The sequence below is a fragment of the Vibrio sp. ES.051 genome (genome assembly GCF_002563795.1).
In the GTDB taxonomy this organism is placed as follows: domain Bacteria; phylum Pseudomonadota; class Gammaproteobacteria; order Enterobacterales; family Vibrionaceae; genus Vibrio.
In genome coordinates, this window is record NZ_PDJL01000004.1 from 195786 (window position 1) to 213469 (window position 17684).

Here is a 17684-nt window from a genome sequence, read left to right on the forward strand (position 1 = left end):
ACCTGAGCCTGATAAGATATGCGCAAATTAGTTGTAGGAATAGCGATTGCTTCTTTAATGGGATGTTCAATGGGTCACCGTGATCCCATTGAAGTAAAGCAAGCACTTAATGAATCTATCAATCAAGCGAACAGCCGTGCGCTAAAAGAAATCCCTTCTTCTGTCGAAGCCGATCTGATGCCAAACTTAGACTTGAATACTTCTTCAGATCAAGGCACATCAAAGCGTTTTCGCATTCAAGCGAATGAGGTGGAAGCCAGAAGCTTTTTCGCTTCGCTAGTGAAGGGCACAGAGTACAGCGTCGCGATTCACCCCGCGGTGCAAGGTAACATCACCGTGAGCTTGTCGGACGTAACCTTGGATGAGGTTCTTAATGTGGTGCAGAATATGTACGGCTACGATGTGATGACATCCGGTAAAGTTATCCAAGTGTATCCAGCCGGTATGCGCACTGTGACGATTCCTGTTGACTATTTGCAATTCAAGCGTTCGGGTCGCTCTCTGACAAGTATTGTGACAGGTTCAGTCACGTCGGCTGGTACCTCTAATTCAGGCGGCAGCTCCGGTGATTCAGACTTTTCCAGCTCTAACAGTAATGATAATGGTAGCTCGACAACCTCAACCGGCGGTACTCGCATAGAAACCGTCACAGAAAGTGATTTTTGGCCAATGTTGCAACAGGCGGTTGCGAGCTTAATTGGCTCGGGGAAAGGGCAAAGTGTCGTTGTAACGCCACAAGCGGGTGTGATAACGCTGCGTGCTTTCCCTGATGATATTCGAGAAGTGCGTGAATTCTTGGGGGTGTCGCAAGAGCGTATGCAACGTCAGGTGATTCTGGAGGCAAAAATTCTAGAAGTCACGTTGAGTGATGGTTATCAACAAGGCATCAATTGGTCCAATTTATCCGCCTCGATTAGTGACTCGGGCAGTATCATCGTCAATCGTCCCGCCTCCGCGCTGCCTCCGCTGGATGCGATAGGTACGCTGTTAGGCGGGCAAACGAACGTCACCATTTCTGACGGCAATTTCGATGCCGTATTAAGTTTTATGTCAACGCAAGGTGACTTAAATGTGCTGTCTAGTCCTCGTATTACGGCGGCAAATAATCAGAAGTCCGTGATCAAAGTAGGTACCGATGAGTATTTCGTGACCGAATTGTCGAGCAATTCGGGGAATGGTGAAAACTCCAACGCCGTACCAGAAGTGGAGTTAACGCCGTTCTTCTCAGGGATTTCTCTTGACGTTACACCGCAAATCGATAACCAAGGCAGCGTGTTTTTGCATGTGCACCCCGCTGTTATTGAGGTGTCAGAAGAACTGAAGCAACTGAACCTAGGTGGTGACTTCCAAAATGTTCAACTGCCATTAGCGAAAAGCTCAATCCGAGAGTCTGACTCTGTGATTCGTGCACAAGATGGTGACGTTGTCGTGATTGGTGGTTTGATGAAACAACAAAACCGCGAGCTCGTTTCTAAAGTGCCATTTCTTGGTGATATACCTGCACTTGGCCATTTATTCCGTAACGTGAATAACGTGACAGAAAAAACGGAACTGGTCATTTTGCTGAAGCCGACGGTGGTAGGTGTCAACTCTTGGCAGAAAGAGTTGGAGCGCTCTCGGGAGCTGCTGCAAGAGTGGTTCCCAGATGCGCAATAAGTGCTGGGTGATGTCTTGTTTCTCTATGAGTTCGTGATTCGAGTATGTACTTATCACATTTTGGATTCCAAGTTCTGCCTTTCTCGTTAACCCCAAACACAAATATGTTCTTGGGGTTAGCCCCTCACTATGAGGCGATCCAAACCATTTTGGCCGCAGTGCAAATGGGGGAAGGGGTGATCAAGGTGACGGGGGAAGTCGGTACCGGAAAAACCATGGTGTGCCGTAAGTTGATAGAGCAGATAGAGTCACAAGTCGAGCTAGTGTACTTACCCAATCCAGTCCTGAATGGCGAGCAACTGCAGTTTGCGGTCGCTCGGGAGTTGGGGATCGAGAACAACGACCCTCTGCGTGTTGTTTCTCTCATTCAAGACCATCTCATTAATGTGCACTCTTTGGGTAAGAAAATCGTGCTGATCGTCGATGAGGCGCAAGCCCTTTCGCCACAAGCTCTGGAAACATTACGCTTGTTCGGTAACTTAGAAACCCAACAAGACAAGCTCATTCAGCTGGTGCTATTTGGTCAACCCGAGTTGGATGAAAGGTTGGCAAGCCACGAGTTAAGGCAGTTTCGTCAACGTATTACGTTTAGTTGTCAGTTACGCCCACTTTCTGTCGATGAAGGCGTGGCTTACATTGATAACCGTTTAGAGAAAGCGGGCAGCGGAACGCATGTTTTTTCCATTGAACAGAAAAAAACGATTTGGCGTTCATCCATGGGAATTCCGCGCTTAATAAACCAAATTAGCCACAAGTCGTTGCTTGCTGCATTTAATGATCGTTGCACACTATTAAAAAATCATCACGTTTACGCAGCTATGCACGATACGTTTGATGCCCGTAAACCTAAGTTTAAAACACCCGTATTTTGGGGATGGAGTCAACCTTGAGTGCCATCAATAAAGCATTATCACAACTCGTTGAAAAAACATCGCCGTCAGAGCTTACTCGGGCGGACATTCCCAGCGTTTCGCGCAGCAAACCATGGCTTTGGCTCGTCGCAGGCTTTTCGTTGAGTCTTGCCGTTGGTGGTTGGGCGGTATCTCGCGGGCCTGTTCCGTCTGATGGCAGCTCACATTTTCAAGCGAGTGATGTTCAGTTTTCTCAGGCGGATTCAGATGAACGGTCTCACTCACCGACCAGCAAAGTCACGCCCGAAACCAATGGTATGGTTTATCGCAAGCCGATTAAAACGCAATCTGTTACCAAACCAGCCACGGCCGAAGCTGATGTGTTCACACCAAGAGCAGAGGTGAATACGGTATCGGATGAACCAATATTGGTCGAGCAAACCGCCAACGCATCCAGTGACGGCGGATCACGTCAAGTGGTGGCCGAGACGGTGGAAGGCAGCTCAATGCGTATTGAGCAAGTGGAGTTAACGCATCGTCAGCTTTCACTAAAAGCGGTGAGTCGAGCAGAAAAAGCGCTCGATGCCAACGATATGCAAACGGCACTCTCCGCCTACGAAGAAGCATTACGTTATGATCCCATGAATGCAGGATCTCGCCAAAAGTTAGCCGCATTATATTTTGGTAAAGGTAATACGCGCAAAGCGTACGAAATCATGCAAGAGGGCATCAACCTTGACACGAACAACCAAGTGCTTCGTCTGGCGCTGTCTAAGCTACTGGTCAAAGCGAAGCAACCTAACGCAGCGCTGAGTCCTCTTGTGCACTTGCCACCAATGCCGACTCGAGACTACTTGGCAATGCGCGCGGCGTTAGCACAAAAACAAAAGCAGAATGAGATCGCTTTAGAGAGCTATCAACTGCTGACTAAACATGAGCCAGAAAATGCGCGATGGTGGTTAGGGCTAGCCATTCAACAAGAGCGAGCACTCACTTTTACTGCCGCGATACACTCTTACCATCAAGCATCAAATAAAGTCGGGATCTCAAATCAATCGCAAGCGTTTATCCGTGACCGTTTGACTATTTTGAAACAACTGGAGAAGGCGCAATGAAAATTCAGTTGAGAAAACGATTAGGCGATCTTCTGGTTGAAGAAGGTATCGTTTCTGAACAACAAATTCAGCAAGCATTAGTAGCCCAACGCAATACCGGACAAAAACTGGGTGCAGCGTTGATTGATCTCGGTTTTATTACTGAAAAGCAAATGCTGGACTTTCTCTCTCAGCAGCTTGCCTTACCCTTGATTGATCTTGACCGTGCGCCAGTGGATGCCGATGCCGTACAAATTTTGCCAGAAGTTCATGCGCGTCGTTTACGTGCGATCGTGGTAGGTCGTAACGGGGACGCTTTGCGTGTTGCTATGAGTGACCCGGCCGATTTGTTTATCCAAGAATCACTGATGAATTTACTGGGTCAGTACAACCTTGAGTTTATCATTACGTCTGAACGTCAATTGATCAAAAGTTTTGATCGTTACTACCGTCGTACCAAAGATATCGCCTCATTTGCTGAACAGTTGCATGAAGAGCACAAAGATGAACAAGGCTTTGATTACGGTATTGATGAAAGCGACAGTGAAGAAGTCACGGTTGTAAAACTGATTAACTCCATGTTTGAAGATGCGGTACAAGTGGGCGCATCGGATATTCACATTGAGCCGGATGATCAAATATTACGTTTACGCCAGCGGATTGATGGTGTGTTGCATGAAACCATCTTACATGAAGTAAACATCGCTTCTGCCTTGGTTCTACGATTGAAGTTGATGGCAGAGTTAGATATTTCTGAAAAACGTTTACCGCAAGATGGCCGCTTTAATATAAAAGTGCGTGGTCAATCGGTTGATATCCGTATGTCGACGTTGCCTACGCAATACGGTGAGTCGGTGGTGATGCGTTTGCTTAACCAGTCGACAGGCTTGCGTCCGTTAGAGGAGTCGGGGTTACCACCAGAACTGTTGGCACGTTTACGCCGCCAGTTATCTCGTCCACATGGAATGATCTTAGTTACCGGTCCAACGGGCTCAGGTAAAACCACCACGCTTTATGGCGCGCTAAGTGAGCTAAACCAACCCGGTAAAAAGATCATTACAGTTGAAGACCCTGTGGAATACCGTTTACCACGTATCACGCAAGTTCAGGTCAATCGCAAGATAGAGCTTACCTTCTCGCGTGTTCTTCGTACCTTCTTACGTCAAGATCCAGACATCATCCTCGTTGGGGAGATGCGTGATCAAGAGACGGTAGAAATCGGCCTGCGAGCGGCTCTCACCGGTCACCTAGTATTGAGTACCTTGCACACCAACGATGCGGTCGACAGTGCGCTACGTATGGTTGATATGGGCGCACCTGGCTACCTGGTTGCGAGTGCGGTAAGAGCTGTGGTGGCACAGCGCCTTGTGCGCCGAGTGTGCCCTGATTGTAAAACACAAGACCACTTGGATGAATCGCGTCAACAGTGGTTAGCTGGGCGTTTCCCCAACCAAGTTGGCGTGACTTTTTATCAAGGTACGGGGTGTCAAAACTGTAACCTGACCGGCTACCGCGGGCGAATTGGTGTATTCGAAATGCTGGAGTTGGAAAGCGAGATGATGGATAAGCTGCGCGCCAATGATACTGTCGGTTTTGCACAAGCAGCGCGTCGTTCAGAGAGCTATAAGCCGCTGCTTGCCTCTGCCATGGAGCTAGCATTGCAAGGCTCTGTGAGTTTAGATGAAGTCATGACCCTCGGTGAGGGTGATGCGGCTGGTAAGATTGATCCCATTTTTATGTAGGTAAATAAATGCCAACTTTTCGTTATCAAGGCCGCACGCTAGACGGCTCATCAACACACGGAAAAATCGATGCAGTGAACTCAGAAGCTGCGGCGGAAGCCTTGATGAATAAAGGGGTCATCCCGCTGAATGTGCGTTTACAGAAAGAGTCAGTGAAAAGCCAAGTCAGCTTGTCTAAGCTATTTGTTCCTGCGATTCCATTAGAAGTGGTCATCCTTTTCTCTCGTCAATTGTTCAGTTTGACCAAGGCTGGTGTGCCACTATTGCGCTCCATGCGTGGTTTATTGCAAAACTGCGAAAATAAACAGTTAAAAGAAGCTTTAGAAGACGTGGTGTCTGAGTTGAGTAATGGTCGTAGCCTGTCATCGGCAATGCAGCAGCACAGCAAAGTATTCAGTCCGTTATTTGTCTCAATGATCAACGTTGGTGAGAACACGGGTCGACTTGATCAGGCTTTGCTGCAACTGGCGAATTATTACGAACAGGAATTAGAAACCCGTAAACGAATTAAAGCGGCGATGCGGTACCCAACATTTGTGATCATCTTTATCACCATCGCGATGTTTATTTTGAATATCCTCGTTATCCCAGAGTTTGCCTCTATGTTCACTCGCTTTGGGGTTGATTTACCCATTCCAACGCGCATTTTGATCGCGACCTCTAATTTCATGGTTAATTATTGGGTGTTGCTCGTTATTGTGATGATTGGCGCTTCTGCGGTTTTCAAAGCGTGGGTTGTCACCGCTGACGGACGAGAAAAATTCGATAAATTCCGCCTGAGATTACCGATTGTGGGTGATATCGTTAATCGAGCGCAGCTCTCACGTTTTGCACGAACGTTTTCTTTGATGTTGAAGTCTGGAGTACCACTTAACCAGTCGCTATCTCTGGCCGGGGAAGCCTTGGGGAATCGCTTTTTAGAAAACCGAATCCTTGAGATGAAATCGGCTATCGAAGCGGGCAGTACCATCTCGGTGACCGCCATCAACAGTAAAATTTTTACGCCACTGGTGATTCAGATGATAGCGGTGGGGGAAGAGACGGGTCGTATTGATGAGCTGCTGCTCGAAGTGTCAGATTTTTACGATCGAGAAGTCGATTATGATCTAAAAACACTCACAGCAAGAATAGAGCCACTACTTTTGGTGATTGTGGCAGGCATGGTGATGGTGCTGGCATTGGGGATCTTCCTGCCAATGTGGGGGATGCTGGACATCATCAAAGGTGGCTAATACGTGGTTGAAAATCAAACCCGAGCAATGCTCATTTTGTTTGGGATCATCGCGGTTATTATTGTCGTAGGCTTAGCCGCTAAATTACGCCCTGTGACCGAACAGGCACAAGTGACCGGGGCGCAACTGGCTAAAGTTTCGATGCAAGACAGCGTACAACGTTATCGTCAAGCATGGTTAGTACAAGGTGAGCCCGAGCATATGCGAATGGATGGCTTTGAACTCACCATGACCGAGGGGGGATTAGTGTCTCCCTTTATTCAACAAGGCGTATTAGATTGCGTCTATTGGTTAGCGGTCCATTACCCACAACGTAAGATTATGGCGAGTGAATTACTAGACGTTAATGGGGTAATCGAAACGAACCATTATGTATGCCATTATGCTTACGAAAATGGCCAGTCGATTGTCATTGTCTCAACAGCTAATCAATTGAAAATAGATGTCGAAATGTCGGCGGAGTGATTTTTTTGACACTCAATCACTATAAATGGTAATCAAACTCGGTATAATGCAATCATTACCATAGGTGAGAGCTTGTAATAGACAGTAAATCATAACCTGCTTGGCTCATTACAGCGTTAACTGAATAATGGCGAATCGTCATTCTGTTCATGCGGTCGATACAGTATTCACTTCACGGTTAGTTTTAGTGAACGTTGCTGACTCAAACCGTTTTGACAACATCCAAAATGGTCGCGTGACCTAAACGAAACCTTGCAGTCACACTGCATGCTTACATATAGAGAGAGTAAATAATGAAAAGACAAGGTGGTTTTACCCTTATCGAACTCGTCGTGGTTATTGTAATCCTAGGTATTCTAGCGGTCACGGCAGCACCACGTTTCTTAAACCTACAATCGGATGCTCGTGCGTCTTCTCTTGACGGTCTGAAAGGTGCGATGCAAGGGGCTTCTGGTATTGTATTTGGTAAGGCTGCGATCCAAGGCCTAGAGCGCTCAAATAGTGCGACTATTGTAAGCTCAGCAGAAGGTAATATTGAAACAATATTTGGTTACCCTACAGCTACAGAAGAAGGTATTGATGCTGCTCTTCAAGATACTGGCGATTGGCAAGTATCAGGTGGTGCTAGCACTGAAGGTGCTATCATTCAATACACTTTTGCTGATGGTAACGCTAACTGGAATTGTGCCGTAACGTATCAAGCTGCAACTTCAGGTGCGGCTCCAGTGATTACATCTGCAGATGCTGACGATTGTTAATCACTTTCAAAGGCCAGCTAGTCTGGCCTTTATCTCTTTGTAGTGATTAATCTCGGAATAGTTCATATGCGTCAATCATCAGGCCTTAGCTCAATAGAATTTGTGGTTGTGCTAACCGTTTTAGGTGTGATCGGTTATGTGATATTACCAAGATTTATCAGCTTTGAACCAGAAACGTACGAAGCGAAGTGGGAACAAACCAAGCAAACCGTAGAGCACGTTTCTGAATCTTTGAGTAACAAACAAACTTACGATCGAATTGAAGACGAGCTTGAGCGCTCAAAAAGCAAAGCCACTAAATGATCATTATCTGCTTGCCCGTTCACAGTTCGAGTCTAAAAGTGATAAACCACTCATTACTCTCATAATTGCATCGTATACTTATCTCGCTTTTTCCAAGCCTAAGGTAGGGTTATGAAAATTCGCAGCTCTGCATTAGGGTTTACTTTAATGGAGTTGATCCTAGTGATGGTTCTCCTCTCTATCCTTTCACTTTTTGCTGCCAGCCGTTTTATGGGTTCCGGCAGTTTCTCTGCGTATGCATTACAAGAACGCGTGATTTCTGTGATTCGCCAAGTACAGGTGAATCGTATGCAATCGAATGTTGCAACTCCTGACGATAATTTTCGTTTAAAGGTCTCTGATTCATGCATCGGCTCTGTTGCGGCCTGTGCACTGACGGGCACCGCACAAGGTACTCGTAGTGACGTGGTTATCGATAAGTCCGCAAAGTTTTCTTTTATCAGCGGTGCCGGAAGTACAATTAATTTTAACCTTCTCGGCAATCCTGTAAGTGGTGCTGTAAACATCTTAATTGAAGATAAACAGGGTCAAAGCCGCTGCCAAGTTGAAATTAATACCCAAGGTTATGTTTCTAAAGGTACATGCTCATGAAGAAATTTAGTGGCATGACTTTGATCGAAATGATCATCGCGATAGTTCTAATGGGCATTGCGATGGTGGCATTTACCTCTTTTCTTGTCCCCCAAATTCGAGATTCAGCCATACCTCATTACCAGACTCGTGCCGCTGCACTAAGCCAAGGCTTTATGTCGCAAGTATTGGCGCGAGGTTTTGATCAAAACAGTGACTTTGATGGTGGTCTAGTACGCTGTGGTGAGGGGAAGCCAGCGAGTCCACAAGCAACATGTACAGATAGTGACAATTTAGGAGCAGAAGAAAGCGACATCTCCAGCTTCAATGATGTGGACGATTATATTGGTTGTTGGTATACGCAAAATACAAAAGCCAGCTGCAACGCCGCCCCTAAGTACCAGTTGAGTAACGTTCTTGGAACGTCGATGGAAAACGATTACAACAATTTCAGAGTGGAAGTCGGTGTCCAGTATGTGACCGAAAGTGGCCTAGCCTCAAACGATATTGAAGCTTACAAACGTATCACGATGACCATTTATGCCGGACAAACACAACCTTTAACACTGTCAGCGATAAAGGGGAACTACTGATGAAAGCGCGTGGTTTCACCTTAGTGGAAATGGTCATCACGATTGTGATTGGCAGTTTTATCATGTTAGGAATTGCCGGCTATTTACAGTTGGGAGCAAAGGGTTATACAGACACCATCGATAGACAACGGCTACAAACTCAAGCGCAGTTTGTGATTGAGAAAATGTCCCGTGAAATTCGCCATGCGGTGCCGAATAGTTTTTTTATCGATGAGAATGAGAAAAACTGTTTAATGTTCATGCCTATAGAACATTCTGGTTTTTATGCAATTTCTGGTAATGATATACAGTTTGTGGTTGGTTTTTTTGGTGACAATGCTCCCGAGCTTGATAGTGGCTTGAAAATGGTGATTAACCCAACACGACTCAGTGATCTAAACTCATCCACTCATAATGTTGATGTTGGAGCGCTTTCTCCAGATTCGGATAACGCATATAAGATTGTTGATGGCGCTAGTTTAGTAACCAGTCGCTCCGTTTCTAATCGACACTATCTCTATGATCCATCTAAGTCAGTGAAATATTGCTTTGTAGGCACACAGATACAACGCAACAGCGAGACAATTGCCGACAACCTTGTTTATGCTGGTAATCAATCTCAGAGCTATTTCAAATATGACGATACATCGCTTCATCGAGGCGGGCTTGTGCATCTTAGGTTCGTGTTTGAACAGTCCGGTGAAAGTAGTGTGTACCAACAAGATGTGCAGGTGCTGAATGTTCCATAATCAACAAAAAGGCAATGTGTTAATTGTGACGCTCTTTGTCATTATCGTAATGGGGTATTTGGCGGCATCACTAATGAAAGTGACGTGGTCTAACCAAAGTGGTTTAACGCGTGAGTTTTTGGGTACAAAAGCATGGTTTACGGCTCAGTCCAGTAATGACTGGGTGTTAACGCAGTTTTTTCCTTTAGGTAAGTCCGTTGCTGTTGCAACTCGTTGCGATGATATCGAGGCAGAAAGCGTTAAGCCTGATAGTCGCTTGTTCGATAAAGCATGCAAAATTAAAGCTACTGAATGTCAGAAGGCTGGCAAACTACCTGGAGAGATTACTGGTGAAGAAGTTGAACTCTATGTGGTTAAAAGTGTGGCTGTTTGTGGTTCTGGGCAGTCTCAAGTTCAGCGTCAGCAAGAGATTTGGATTAAGGATTAAAATAATGAGAAAAATACTATTTGCCTTAGCTTTGTTGTCTTTAAGTAATTTGTCTTATGCGGATGAATGGGAGGATACAGAGACCTGCCCTATCAAAATGGACGCCCCATTTTTTGTTGCAGCTAATTACTATGACGATGATGATTTAAGTGACTTGCGTGGCCGGTTTTTTCGAGGTAATGACATTGAAGATGAAGTGATTTATCTCAAAAAACAAGGACGAGGCAGTGTTTCCTTATACCCATTGTGGTCCGCCGATGATGATGTTGTCGGAATATTTAACGAACCTTCGCTTCAGGATGGCGTCGCCTATTCTATTCGCTTGGAGTACAGTAATGTAAGAAAGCATGGGAACAGTTATACAGGTGATTTAAACTATTACTTACGCTCTTCTGATGGCTCATTGATACGTCATGAAACTGTATTTGATAATGTTTTCTCTAAGATGTCGAACAGTGCAGATGTTTTGATTGAGAAAGATGAAGAGCTAAATACTCTACGATGCGGTGAACTTGAGTGGCCAACGCCAACACCTGAACCAGAAATACAAGTTCCTGATCAAGTTTGTGAAGCCTTCCCTGAGCCTATTCAAGGCTGGAAAAATGAAGTCAGCCAGTTAATTGTTACTAACTCAACTGTAGGTACTTTGGGGTGGTCTCCAGAGTATGTTGCTGATAGACAGAATATCTACGAGTACTCTAATTCTAATGGTCAATCTTGGGACACGCTACGAGTAGGCTTCGATGAGGGGGAGGGGGCATGGCAGCTATATGAAAACTCACGCTCAACTATCTGTGATGATCGGATGGGATGTTATCCTGGTGATGCCCAGCCTGATGGAAATGACGGCTTAATTGAAAAGCGTAAAGCCCAAACTCCGGCTCCAGTTAACGCTTCGTTTGACTCATCTCAAGACCTAATTATTCGTACACAAGATACGGATTCAAACTATTACGGTAAGGTTTGTGCTTCTACTTCGACTCTATGTGAGTACAGCAACCTGAACGACAAAGTCGTTATTCGACTGAAAAGCGATTTGAACTCTCTCAATATTAACGGATATGGTTCAGAAAAAAGTGTTGAGCTTCAAATTGATGGTACTAGGGAAATTAAAAGCTTTGCCTATGATGCTGGTAATAACCTCTCCCTGTATTTTAGTGATGACGCCAAGCTGACGGTGAAGACATTTAGAAATACTGGCTCTGATCCTAAATTGATTTTCGGTAGTGACGTAATCTTCAATGTTGTGGGAACGAATCAGCCTGTTGGTCCTGTGACATCTGCAGACTTTAAATTAGAAGATGCCCACTTTGATTATCGTACTTTTAAAGATGATCTTGTTTTGCCAGTTATTTATGGTCCAGAAGCCAGCGTACATTTCAAAACCGACTCTGGTCAGGTGTTTAAAGGGTTTATTCTGGCTAAAAGCATTATGCTTGATATGAGCGAGCATATTTATGGGGCAATTACGAGTCTCAGACTTGATATGCGTGGTTCAACAAAGATTGAAAAACCAAAATACCCAGAGTCATGCTGGATTCCACCAGAGCCTCAACAGTGTACTTATCTACCCAAAGAGACGTTTGACAATGGTAGTGTACTAACCAACTGGTCTGTCATGGGGTTTGGTGACAGCGTTGATCCTGCAATTCACGACAATAGATTCCGTCTGAATGCAAATAGACAACGCCAAGCTACTGCATCTGCTTACAACTACATTTTCCCTTCGAACCAGAACTACCTTGAAATCGAGTTTGATCATTATGCATACGGTAGTAATCGTGGCGGAGGTGATGGTATTGCCCTAGTAATCTCTGATGCGAACTTACCACCCAAAACCGGTGCTTTTGGAGGCCCTCTTGGTTACGGGATGAAGCTAAAGAAAAACCATAGTAGCGAGGTCAGCAGCGATGTTGAAGGGTTTGCTGGTGGCTGGTTGGGTATAGGCATTGATGAGTACGGAAATTTCTATCGAGAAGGTGGAGAAACTATCCCAAATCGAAACGGTAGACGAGATAGTGTAGGTATTCGTGGGTCGGGTGCTCAAGATAACCAAGGAAAATGGCTAAAAGGATACGCATATGTTGATGGTACGCAGTTTTCGAGTTCCATCGACAACCATAACGATTTACATCGCTATAAGATCACTCTGAATTCAAGAGATGGTCAGCATATGATGTTGAAAGTTGAAAGAAGTGTTAATGGTGGGGAATGGAATACCGTTATTTCAGATTTTGATGTGCGTACAGAAGGGCACTTTAGCCAAGCTCCAACAAACTTCCGTTTGTCAGTAACGGCGTCAACAGGTGCCGCAACAAACTTTCATGAAGTTGATAACTTCCAAGTCTGTGCGGACAAGTACTCGCGATTAACAGAAGGTATCCATCATTTTGAGTTTGATTACTCTGGCTCGGGCAGTACGTGTCAGGCTTCTGATGTGACACTTAGAGCTTGTATGAATGAAAGTTGTTCTGAGCAATATCCTAGAGGTGCATACGATGATGGCAGCTTAACGCCTCTCTCTGTCACTTTACTTCCATCTGCTGGCAATAATGTTGCCAACTGGGTTGGTGGTACAAATGTACAGTTTGAGAATGAAACTCAGCTTGAACTGCAAGGTTCAAGAGCTGGCGATGTTACTTTAGGTATCGACCAAAGTTCCGTACCACAGTTTGGCTTTGAAGGGGCGCGATGTCGCATTAATGGCGGAGCACTATCCGCCGACAATTGCAATGTCACCTTCGCTCAAAATGTGCTTGCGGTGAATGTTAATGATGTCGTTGCTAGTCGCGAAACTACGGGTGAGGATTACCTATCGTTTTGCTCAACTCGCACAGAAGAAAATGGTGAATCTCGTGGTGTTAACATGTCCGTTGATTATGAAGTGGCACCAGTTGATAGTTCTCAACCGGTTGTGATTTCTTACAAGCAAAAAGTGAAAGATCAGGCTGTGGAATGGAGTTCAGATGTTGAATTAACCAGAGCTAATAAATACCTGCCTAATGTTTATTTTGATAGTGAAGGCAAAGCATTCTTTAAGTTGAAATATGCTGAAGCTGGAAAGGTGAAACTTAAAGCCAGCGTTGAAGGGGTTGATGACTCAGAAGGGTTCGATAGTTTTGTAAGTTTTCCTTCAAAACTGAAAGTGGCTGCAAAGAGTGGTAATAAAAGTGGAGAGTGTACCAACAGTGAAGATGGCTGCTCTGCTGGGTTTGTTGCAGCAGGTGAAGCTTTTGAGTTAACCATCTCTGCATTGCAGGATGACGACACGGTTGCTGAGAACTACCAAGAGAAAACTATTACTGTTAGCAATAAAGTGAAGTATCCGTCCAATGGGGCGCTAGCCAAACTTCTGAATGAAAAGTTACCAGAATCAAGTCAATGGTCTAGTGGTAGTGTGACGTTTATTCAATCTATTTCAGAAGTTGGCGCTTTTGAGATCATTGCTGAGGCGCCAGTCGCTAAAGATGAAAATGGCGATGATATTGGGACATCTCTGTACCTTGGCAGTAAGGCTTTTAAAATTGCAGATGGCCAGTCAACAATTGGTCGCTTCTATCCTGATTATTTTAAAGTGACAGGAACCGAGTGGACTTATCCCGATAATCAGCATGACTCTGTTTACATGGGCCAAGGTTTTGCGTCAGTTAAGTTTGAAGTCACCGCATATAACGCTAGTGGGTATGCTACACAGAACTACGGTGGTTTTGCCGATTCTTTGAAAGCTGATCTACATTTAGCTGGTGGTTATTCTGATCGGTTAAGTATTTCGGGTTCAGATCTAACGAGTGAGAACTGGTCTGGTGCCATATGGAGTAAAACTTGGGTGAACTCTGTTAATTGGAGCAAAGCGGTTAATCCGGATGGCCCATTTAACTCTAAAGTCTCAACAGATAGTTCTACAGAGTCATCAATTGCATTGTCGCTGAACAAAACAGCTAGTACGAAAACAGCACATATTGACCCTACTCTCTTTTTAACCGAAGGCGACGATGAGAGTAAATCACGAACTGTAGATCAGCGGTTACTGTCGCAGCCTGACGTTCGATACGGACGAATGGTTTTAGATGATGTAGGTGGAAGGCAAGGAGAAACGCTCAGTGTGCCTTTAAGAGTTGAGTATTGGAACAATAATCGATTTACTGTTAGTGAGCATGATAACCGAGCTATTGTATCTCCGTTTGAAGCGGGAAGTGATGAGTTAATTTGGAGTAGTCCGGATGGAACAACGGCATGTGATATTGTTTTGAAAGTTTTTGATGCTTCAGATAATGAAATTTCAAACGCTCAAGTTGAGCAAGGCATACTTCCAAACACTGCGAGAGAGCGTTTGATTGCGAAACAGGGGTGTAATAACGACGTTAGACAGCAATCTAAAGTGTGGTTAGACCTAACTCCTAGTGGTAACAATCTCCCTTGGCTCAAATACGACTGGGACAATGATGGTTCTGAAGAAAACCCATCATCAGTGGTCACCTTCGGTATCCACCGTGGTAATGACCGCGTGATTTATCGCGGTGAGCCAGGATTAACCGCGCCATAACTCCATTCGTTTTGACCTTAAGTTAGGAAACTGCAAGAAATTGAGGCTTTCTACCCATGTTTGGGTATCAATACCTTGCTGTGGCAGCGAGGCATTGGTACATTTAGGACAATTTTTGTCTTCTATATTTTTGCAGGATGAGCGAAGAGTATGTTTAAGAAACTTCGTGGTATGTTTTCTAACGATTTATCGATCGATTTGGGCACTGCCAACACTCTAATTTACGTAAAAGGGCAAGGAATTGTCCTTGATGAACCTTCTGTAGTTGCTATTCGTCAAGATCGTGTAGGTTCTGCAAAAAGCGTTGCCGCTGTTGGTCACGCCGCAAAACAGATGCTTGGTCGTACACCGGGTAACATTTCCGCTATTCGTCCGATGAAAGATGGCGTGATCGCTGATTTTTATGTTACTGAAAAAATGCTACAGCACTTTATTAAGCAAGTGCACGACAACAGCATTTTAAAACCAAGCCCGCGTGTGTTGGTATGTGTGCCTTGTGGCTCTACACAAGTTGAACGTCGCGCGATTCGTGAATCAGCACTAGGGGCGGGCGCCCGTGAAGTTTACTTAATCGACGAGCCAATGGCGGCGGCAATTGGCGCAGGCCTGCGCGTATCAGAGCCAACAGGTTCAATGGTGGTTGATATCGGTGGTGGTACCACTGAAGTGGCGGTTATCTCGCTAAATGGTGTGGTTTACTCGTCGTCTGTGCGTATCGGTGGTGACCGTTTTGATGAAGCCGTTATCAACTATGTTCGTCGTAACTATGGCAGTTTGATCGGTGAGGCAACAGCAGAGAAGATCAAGCATGAAATTGGCTCCGCGTACCCTGGTGATGAAGTGCGAGAAATCGAAGTTCGTGGTCGTAACCTAGCAGAAGGTGTGCCACGTAGCTTTAGCCTGAATTCAAATGAAATCCTAGAAGCCCTACAAGAGCCGCTATCAGGTATCGTATCAGCCGTGATGGTTGCACTAGAGCAGTGTCCACCAGAGCTTGCTTCAGACATTTCTGAAAACGGCATGGTTCTAACCGGTGGTGGTGCACTACTGAAAGATCTTGATCGCCTACTAATGGAAGAAACGGGTATTCCAGTGGTTATCGCTGAAGACCCACTAACGTGTGTCGCACATGGTGGTGGTAAAGCACTAGAAATGATCGACATGCACGGTGGCGATCTCTTCTCTGAAGAATAAAGGTTTAGGTGAAGCTCAAGCTGGCTTCACCTTCATTTCTGCTCTCTCTGTAATTCAAACATGCTCCATACCTGAAAGTCTTCTCTTTAGTGTTTTCAGGTTGCCAAGTAAGGCTCAGTAATCATGGAAGCAATCAGGTCAAAAACAAGATGAAACCGATCTTTGGCAGGGGCCCATCTCTGCAATTACGTCTGTTTTTTGCTGTCATCGTATCGGCGAGTTTAATGCTGGCTGATAGTCGTCTAGATACGTTTTCCAGCGTCCGATACTTATTGAACAGTATGGTTGCGCCAATTCAGTATGCAGCAGATTTACCACGAAGTATGTTCGACGGCGTATTCGAGCGTTTTAATACTCGTCAGACATTAGTTGAAGGTAATCGCAACTTAAAGCGGGAAGTACTACGTCTAAAAAGCGAACTTATCTTGCTCGAACAATATAAAGAAGAAAACCAACGCTTACGTAAACTGCTGGGCTCATCCTTTGTCCGTGATGAAAAGAAAGTCGTCACCGAAGTGATGGCGGTCGATACGTCACCTTATCGTCATCAGGTCGTGATTGATAAAGGTCAGATTGATGGGGTTTATGTAGGGCAACCCGTGATCAACGAAAAAGGCATTGTTGGTCAGGTCACTTTTGTTGCTGCACATAATGCGCGCGTATTACTACTGATAGATGCCAAAAACGCGATTCCAGTGCAGGTGATCCGTAACGATATTCGAGTGATCGCATCAGGTAATGGTCAAATGGATGAAATCCATTTGGAGCATATTCCAACCAGTACTGATATTCAGGTTGGTGATCTACTGGTGACATCAGGCCTCGGCGGTATTTATCCAGAAGGCTACCCGGTGGCGACGGTTACCGATGTAGGACACGATACACGCCAAGAATTTGCACCAATCAAGGCCGAGCCTGTGGTTGAGTTTGATCGTTTACGTTACCTATTGTTGCTCTGGCCTAACGAAGATCGCCAACACCAAGTGCTGCGATCTAACGCGGATGAGCGGTTAGGGCAAGGACAAGAGGTAAAAGATGGCCAATAATGTATTACGTAGCAGAATGGTGATTGGCACCAGTTTCTTTGTTGCGCTGGTCTTACAAACGATCCCATGGCCAGGCTCCCTCGATTTACTGCGTCCATCATGGTTGTTTTTGGTCACGTGTTATTGGGTGCTGGCACTGCCGCATCGAGTTAACGTGGGTACTGCTTTGGTGCTGGGGTTACTATGGGATATTTTGCTGGGTTCGACGCTAGGGATTCGCGGGATGATGATGTCGATTACCGTCTATCTAGTCGCACTGAATTTCTTGCTGGTGCGTAACATGGCATTGTGGCAACAATCGATATTAATTGCCGTTTTGACAGTGTTACTGAAAGTTTTGATATTCTGTGGGGAATATTTGAACCAAGACGTAGTATTTAATCCATTATCTCTGTGGACAGCGGCAATAAACTGTATACTTTGGCCATGGATGTTTTTATTAATGCGACGTATTCGTCGTGCATGGCACGTAAGGTAAAGCA

16 protein-coding genes are annotated in these 17684 nt (G+C 45.2%); all 16 read left to right on the forward strand.

What is annotated here, in order from left to right:
- Nucleotides 1-18: 18 nt before the first annotated feature.
- Complete coding sequence (gene mshL / locus ATG66_RS07230) at nt 19-1656, forward strand: pilus (MSHA type) biogenesis protein MshL (RefSeq protein WP_098414688.1); 1638 nt, start codon at nt 19-21, stop codon at nt 1654-1656.
- 44 nt (nt 1657-1700) lie between these two features.
- Nucleotides 1701-2546, forward strand: a complete 846-nt coding sequence (locus ATG66_RS07235) for an ExeA family protein (RefSeq protein WP_098414689.1) — start codon at nt 1701-1703, stop codon at nt 2544-2546.
- The gene (locus ATG66_RS07240; RefSeq protein WP_257145726.1) at nt 2543-3622 is read left to right on the forward strand and encodes a tetratricopeptide repeat protein; all 1080 of its coding nucleotides are present in this window, start codon (nt 2543-2545) and stop codon (nt 3620-3622) included. Before ATG66_RS07235 ends, ATG66_RS07240 begins: the two co-directional genes overlap by 4 nt.
- Entirely contained in the window at nt 3619-5343 is a 1725-nt protein-coding gene (locus ATG66_RS07245; RefSeq protein WP_098414691.1) for a GspE/PulE family protein, read from the forward strand. The genes ATG66_RS07240 and ATG66_RS07245 overlap by 4 nt, the downstream gene beginning before the upstream one ends.
- 8 nt (nt 5344-5351) lie before the next feature.
- On the forward strand, nt 5352-6575 hold the full coding sequence (locus ATG66_RS07250; RefSeq protein ID WP_098414692.1) for a type II secretion system F family protein: 1224 nt from the start codon (nt 5352-5354) through the stop codon (nt 6573-6575).
- Nucleotides 6576-6578: 3 nt separating this feature from the next.
- Nucleotides 6579-7040 carry an MSHA biogenesis protein MshF gene (locus tag ATG66_RS07255; protein WP_098414693.1) on the forward strand — a complete coding sequence of 154 codons (462 nt, stop codon included), beginning with the start codon at nt 6579-6581 and terminating at the stop codon, nt 7038-7040.
- 293 nt (nt 7041-7333) lie between these two features.
- Nucleotides 7334-7798, forward strand: a complete 465-nt coding sequence (locus ATG66_RS07260) for a type II secretion system protein (protein WP_098414694.1) — start codon at nt 7334-7336, stop codon at nt 7796-7798.
- Nucleotides 7799-7864: 66 nt separating this feature from the next.
- Nucleotides 7865-8101 (forward strand): MSHA biogenesis protein MshA, encoded by a 237-nt coding sequence (locus ATG66_RS07265; RefSeq protein ID WP_179885620.1) that lies wholly within the window; start codon nt 7865-7867, stop codon nt 8099-8101.
- A gap of 111 nt (nt 8102-8212) precedes the next feature.
- Nucleotides 8213-8692: a type II secretion system protein gene (locus tag ATG66_RS07270; RefSeq protein WP_098414695.1), complete on the forward strand. Its 480-nt coding sequence runs from the start codon at nt 8213-8215 to the stop codon at nt 8690-8692.
- Nucleotides 8689-9264 (forward strand): type IV pilus modification PilV family protein, encoded by a 576-nt coding sequence (locus tag ATG66_RS07275; RefSeq protein WP_098414696.1) that lies wholly within the window; start codon nt 8689-8691, stop codon nt 9262-9264. Before ATG66_RS07270 ends, ATG66_RS07275 begins: the two co-directional genes overlap by 4 nt.
- A complete protein-coding gene (locus ATG66_RS07280) occupies nt 9264-9992 on the forward strand; it encodes a PilW family protein (protein ID WP_098414697.1) in 729 nt (242 codons plus the stop codon). Before ATG66_RS07275 ends, ATG66_RS07280 begins: the two co-directional genes overlap by 1 nt.
- Complete coding sequence (locus tag ATG66_RS07285) at nt 9982-10419, forward strand: MSHA biogenesis protein MshP (protein WP_098414698.1); 438 nt, start codon at nt 9982-9984, stop codon at nt 10417-10419. The genes ATG66_RS07280 and ATG66_RS07285 overlap by 11 nt, the downstream gene beginning before the upstream one ends.
- Before the next feature lie 4 nt (nt 10420-10423).
- Nucleotides 10424-14962: a DUF6701 domain-containing protein gene (locus tag ATG66_RS07290; protein WP_098414699.1), complete on the forward strand. Its 4539-nt coding sequence runs from the start codon at nt 10424-10426 to the stop codon at nt 14960-14962.
- 150 nt (nt 14963-15112) lie between these two features.
- Nucleotides 15113-16156 carry a rod shape-determining protein gene (locus tag ATG66_RS07295; protein WP_098414700.1) on the forward strand — a complete coding sequence of 348 codons (1044 nt, stop codon included), beginning with the start codon at nt 15113-15115 and terminating at the stop codon, nt 16154-16156.
- Nucleotides 16157-16305: 149 nt separating this feature from the next.
- Nucleotides 16306-17202, forward strand: a complete 897-nt coding sequence (gene mreC / locus ATG66_RS07300; RefSeq protein ID WP_098414701.1) for a rod shape-determining protein MreC — start codon at nt 16306-16308, stop codon at nt 17200-17202.
- Nucleotides 17192-17680 (forward strand): rod shape-determining protein MreD, encoded by a 489-nt coding sequence (gene mreD / locus ATG66_RS07305; RefSeq protein WP_098414702.1) that lies wholly within the window; start codon nt 17192-17194, stop codon nt 17678-17680. The genes mreC and mreD overlap by 11 nt, the downstream gene beginning before the upstream one ends.
- Nucleotides 17681-17684 lie beyond the last annotated feature (4 nt).

Excerpts from the sequence above, each read along its gene's own strand:
- mshL (WP_098414688.1), top strand. The coding sequence starts at position 19 with ATGCGCAAATTAGTTGTAGGAATAGCGATTGCTTCTTTAATGGGATGT.
- ATG66_RS07235 (WP_098414689.1), top strand. The coding sequence starts at position 1,701 with ATGTACTTATCACATTTTGGATTCCAAGTTCTGCCTTTCTCGTTAACC.
- ATG66_RS07245 (WP_098414691.1), top strand. The coding sequence starts at position 3,619 with ATGAAAATTCAGTTGAGAAAACGATTAGGCGATCTTCTGGTTGAAGAA.
- ATG66_RS07250 (WP_098414692.1), top strand. The coding sequence starts at position 5,352 with ATGCCAACTTTTCGTTATCAAGGCCGCACGCTAGACGGCTCATCAACA.
- ATG66_RS07260 (WP_098414694.1), top strand. The coding sequence starts at position 7,334 with ATGAAAAGACAAGGTGGTTTTACCCTTATCGAACTCGTCGTGGTTATT.
- ATG66_RS07265 (WP_179885620.1), top strand. The coding sequence starts at position 7,865 with ATGCGTCAATCATCAGGCCTTAGCTCAATAGAATTTGTGGTTGTGCTA.
- ATG66_RS07270 (WP_098414695.1), top strand. The coding sequence starts at position 8,213 with ATGAAAATTCGCAGCTCTGCATTAGGGTTTACTTTAATGGAGTTGATC.
- ATG66_RS07275 (WP_098414696.1), top strand. The coding sequence starts at position 8,689 with ATGAAGAAATTTAGTGGCATGACTTTGATCGAAATGATCATCGCGATA.
- ATG66_RS07280 (WP_098414697.1), top strand. The coding sequence starts at position 9,264 with ATGAAAGCGCGTGGTTTCACCTTAGTGGAAATGGTCATCACGATTGTG.
- ATG66_RS07285 (WP_098414698.1), top strand. The coding sequence starts at position 9,982 with ATGTTCCATAATCAACAAAAAGGCAATGTGTTAATTGTGACGCTCTTT.
- ATG66_RS07290 (WP_098414699.1), top strand. The coding sequence starts at position 10,424 with ATGAGAAAAATACTATTTGCCTTAGCTTTGTTGTCTTTAAGTAATTTG.
- ATG66_RS07295 (WP_098414700.1), top strand. The coding sequence starts at position 15,113 with ATGTTTAAGAAACTTCGTGGTATGTTTTCTAACGATTTATCGATCGAT.
- mreC (WP_098414701.1), top strand. The coding sequence starts at position 16,306 with ATGAAACCGATCTTTGGCAGGGGCCCATCTCTGCAATTACGTCTGTTT.
- mreD (WP_098414702.1), top strand. The coding sequence starts at position 17,192 with ATGGCCAATAATGTATTACGTAGCAGAATGGTGATTGGCACCAGTTTC.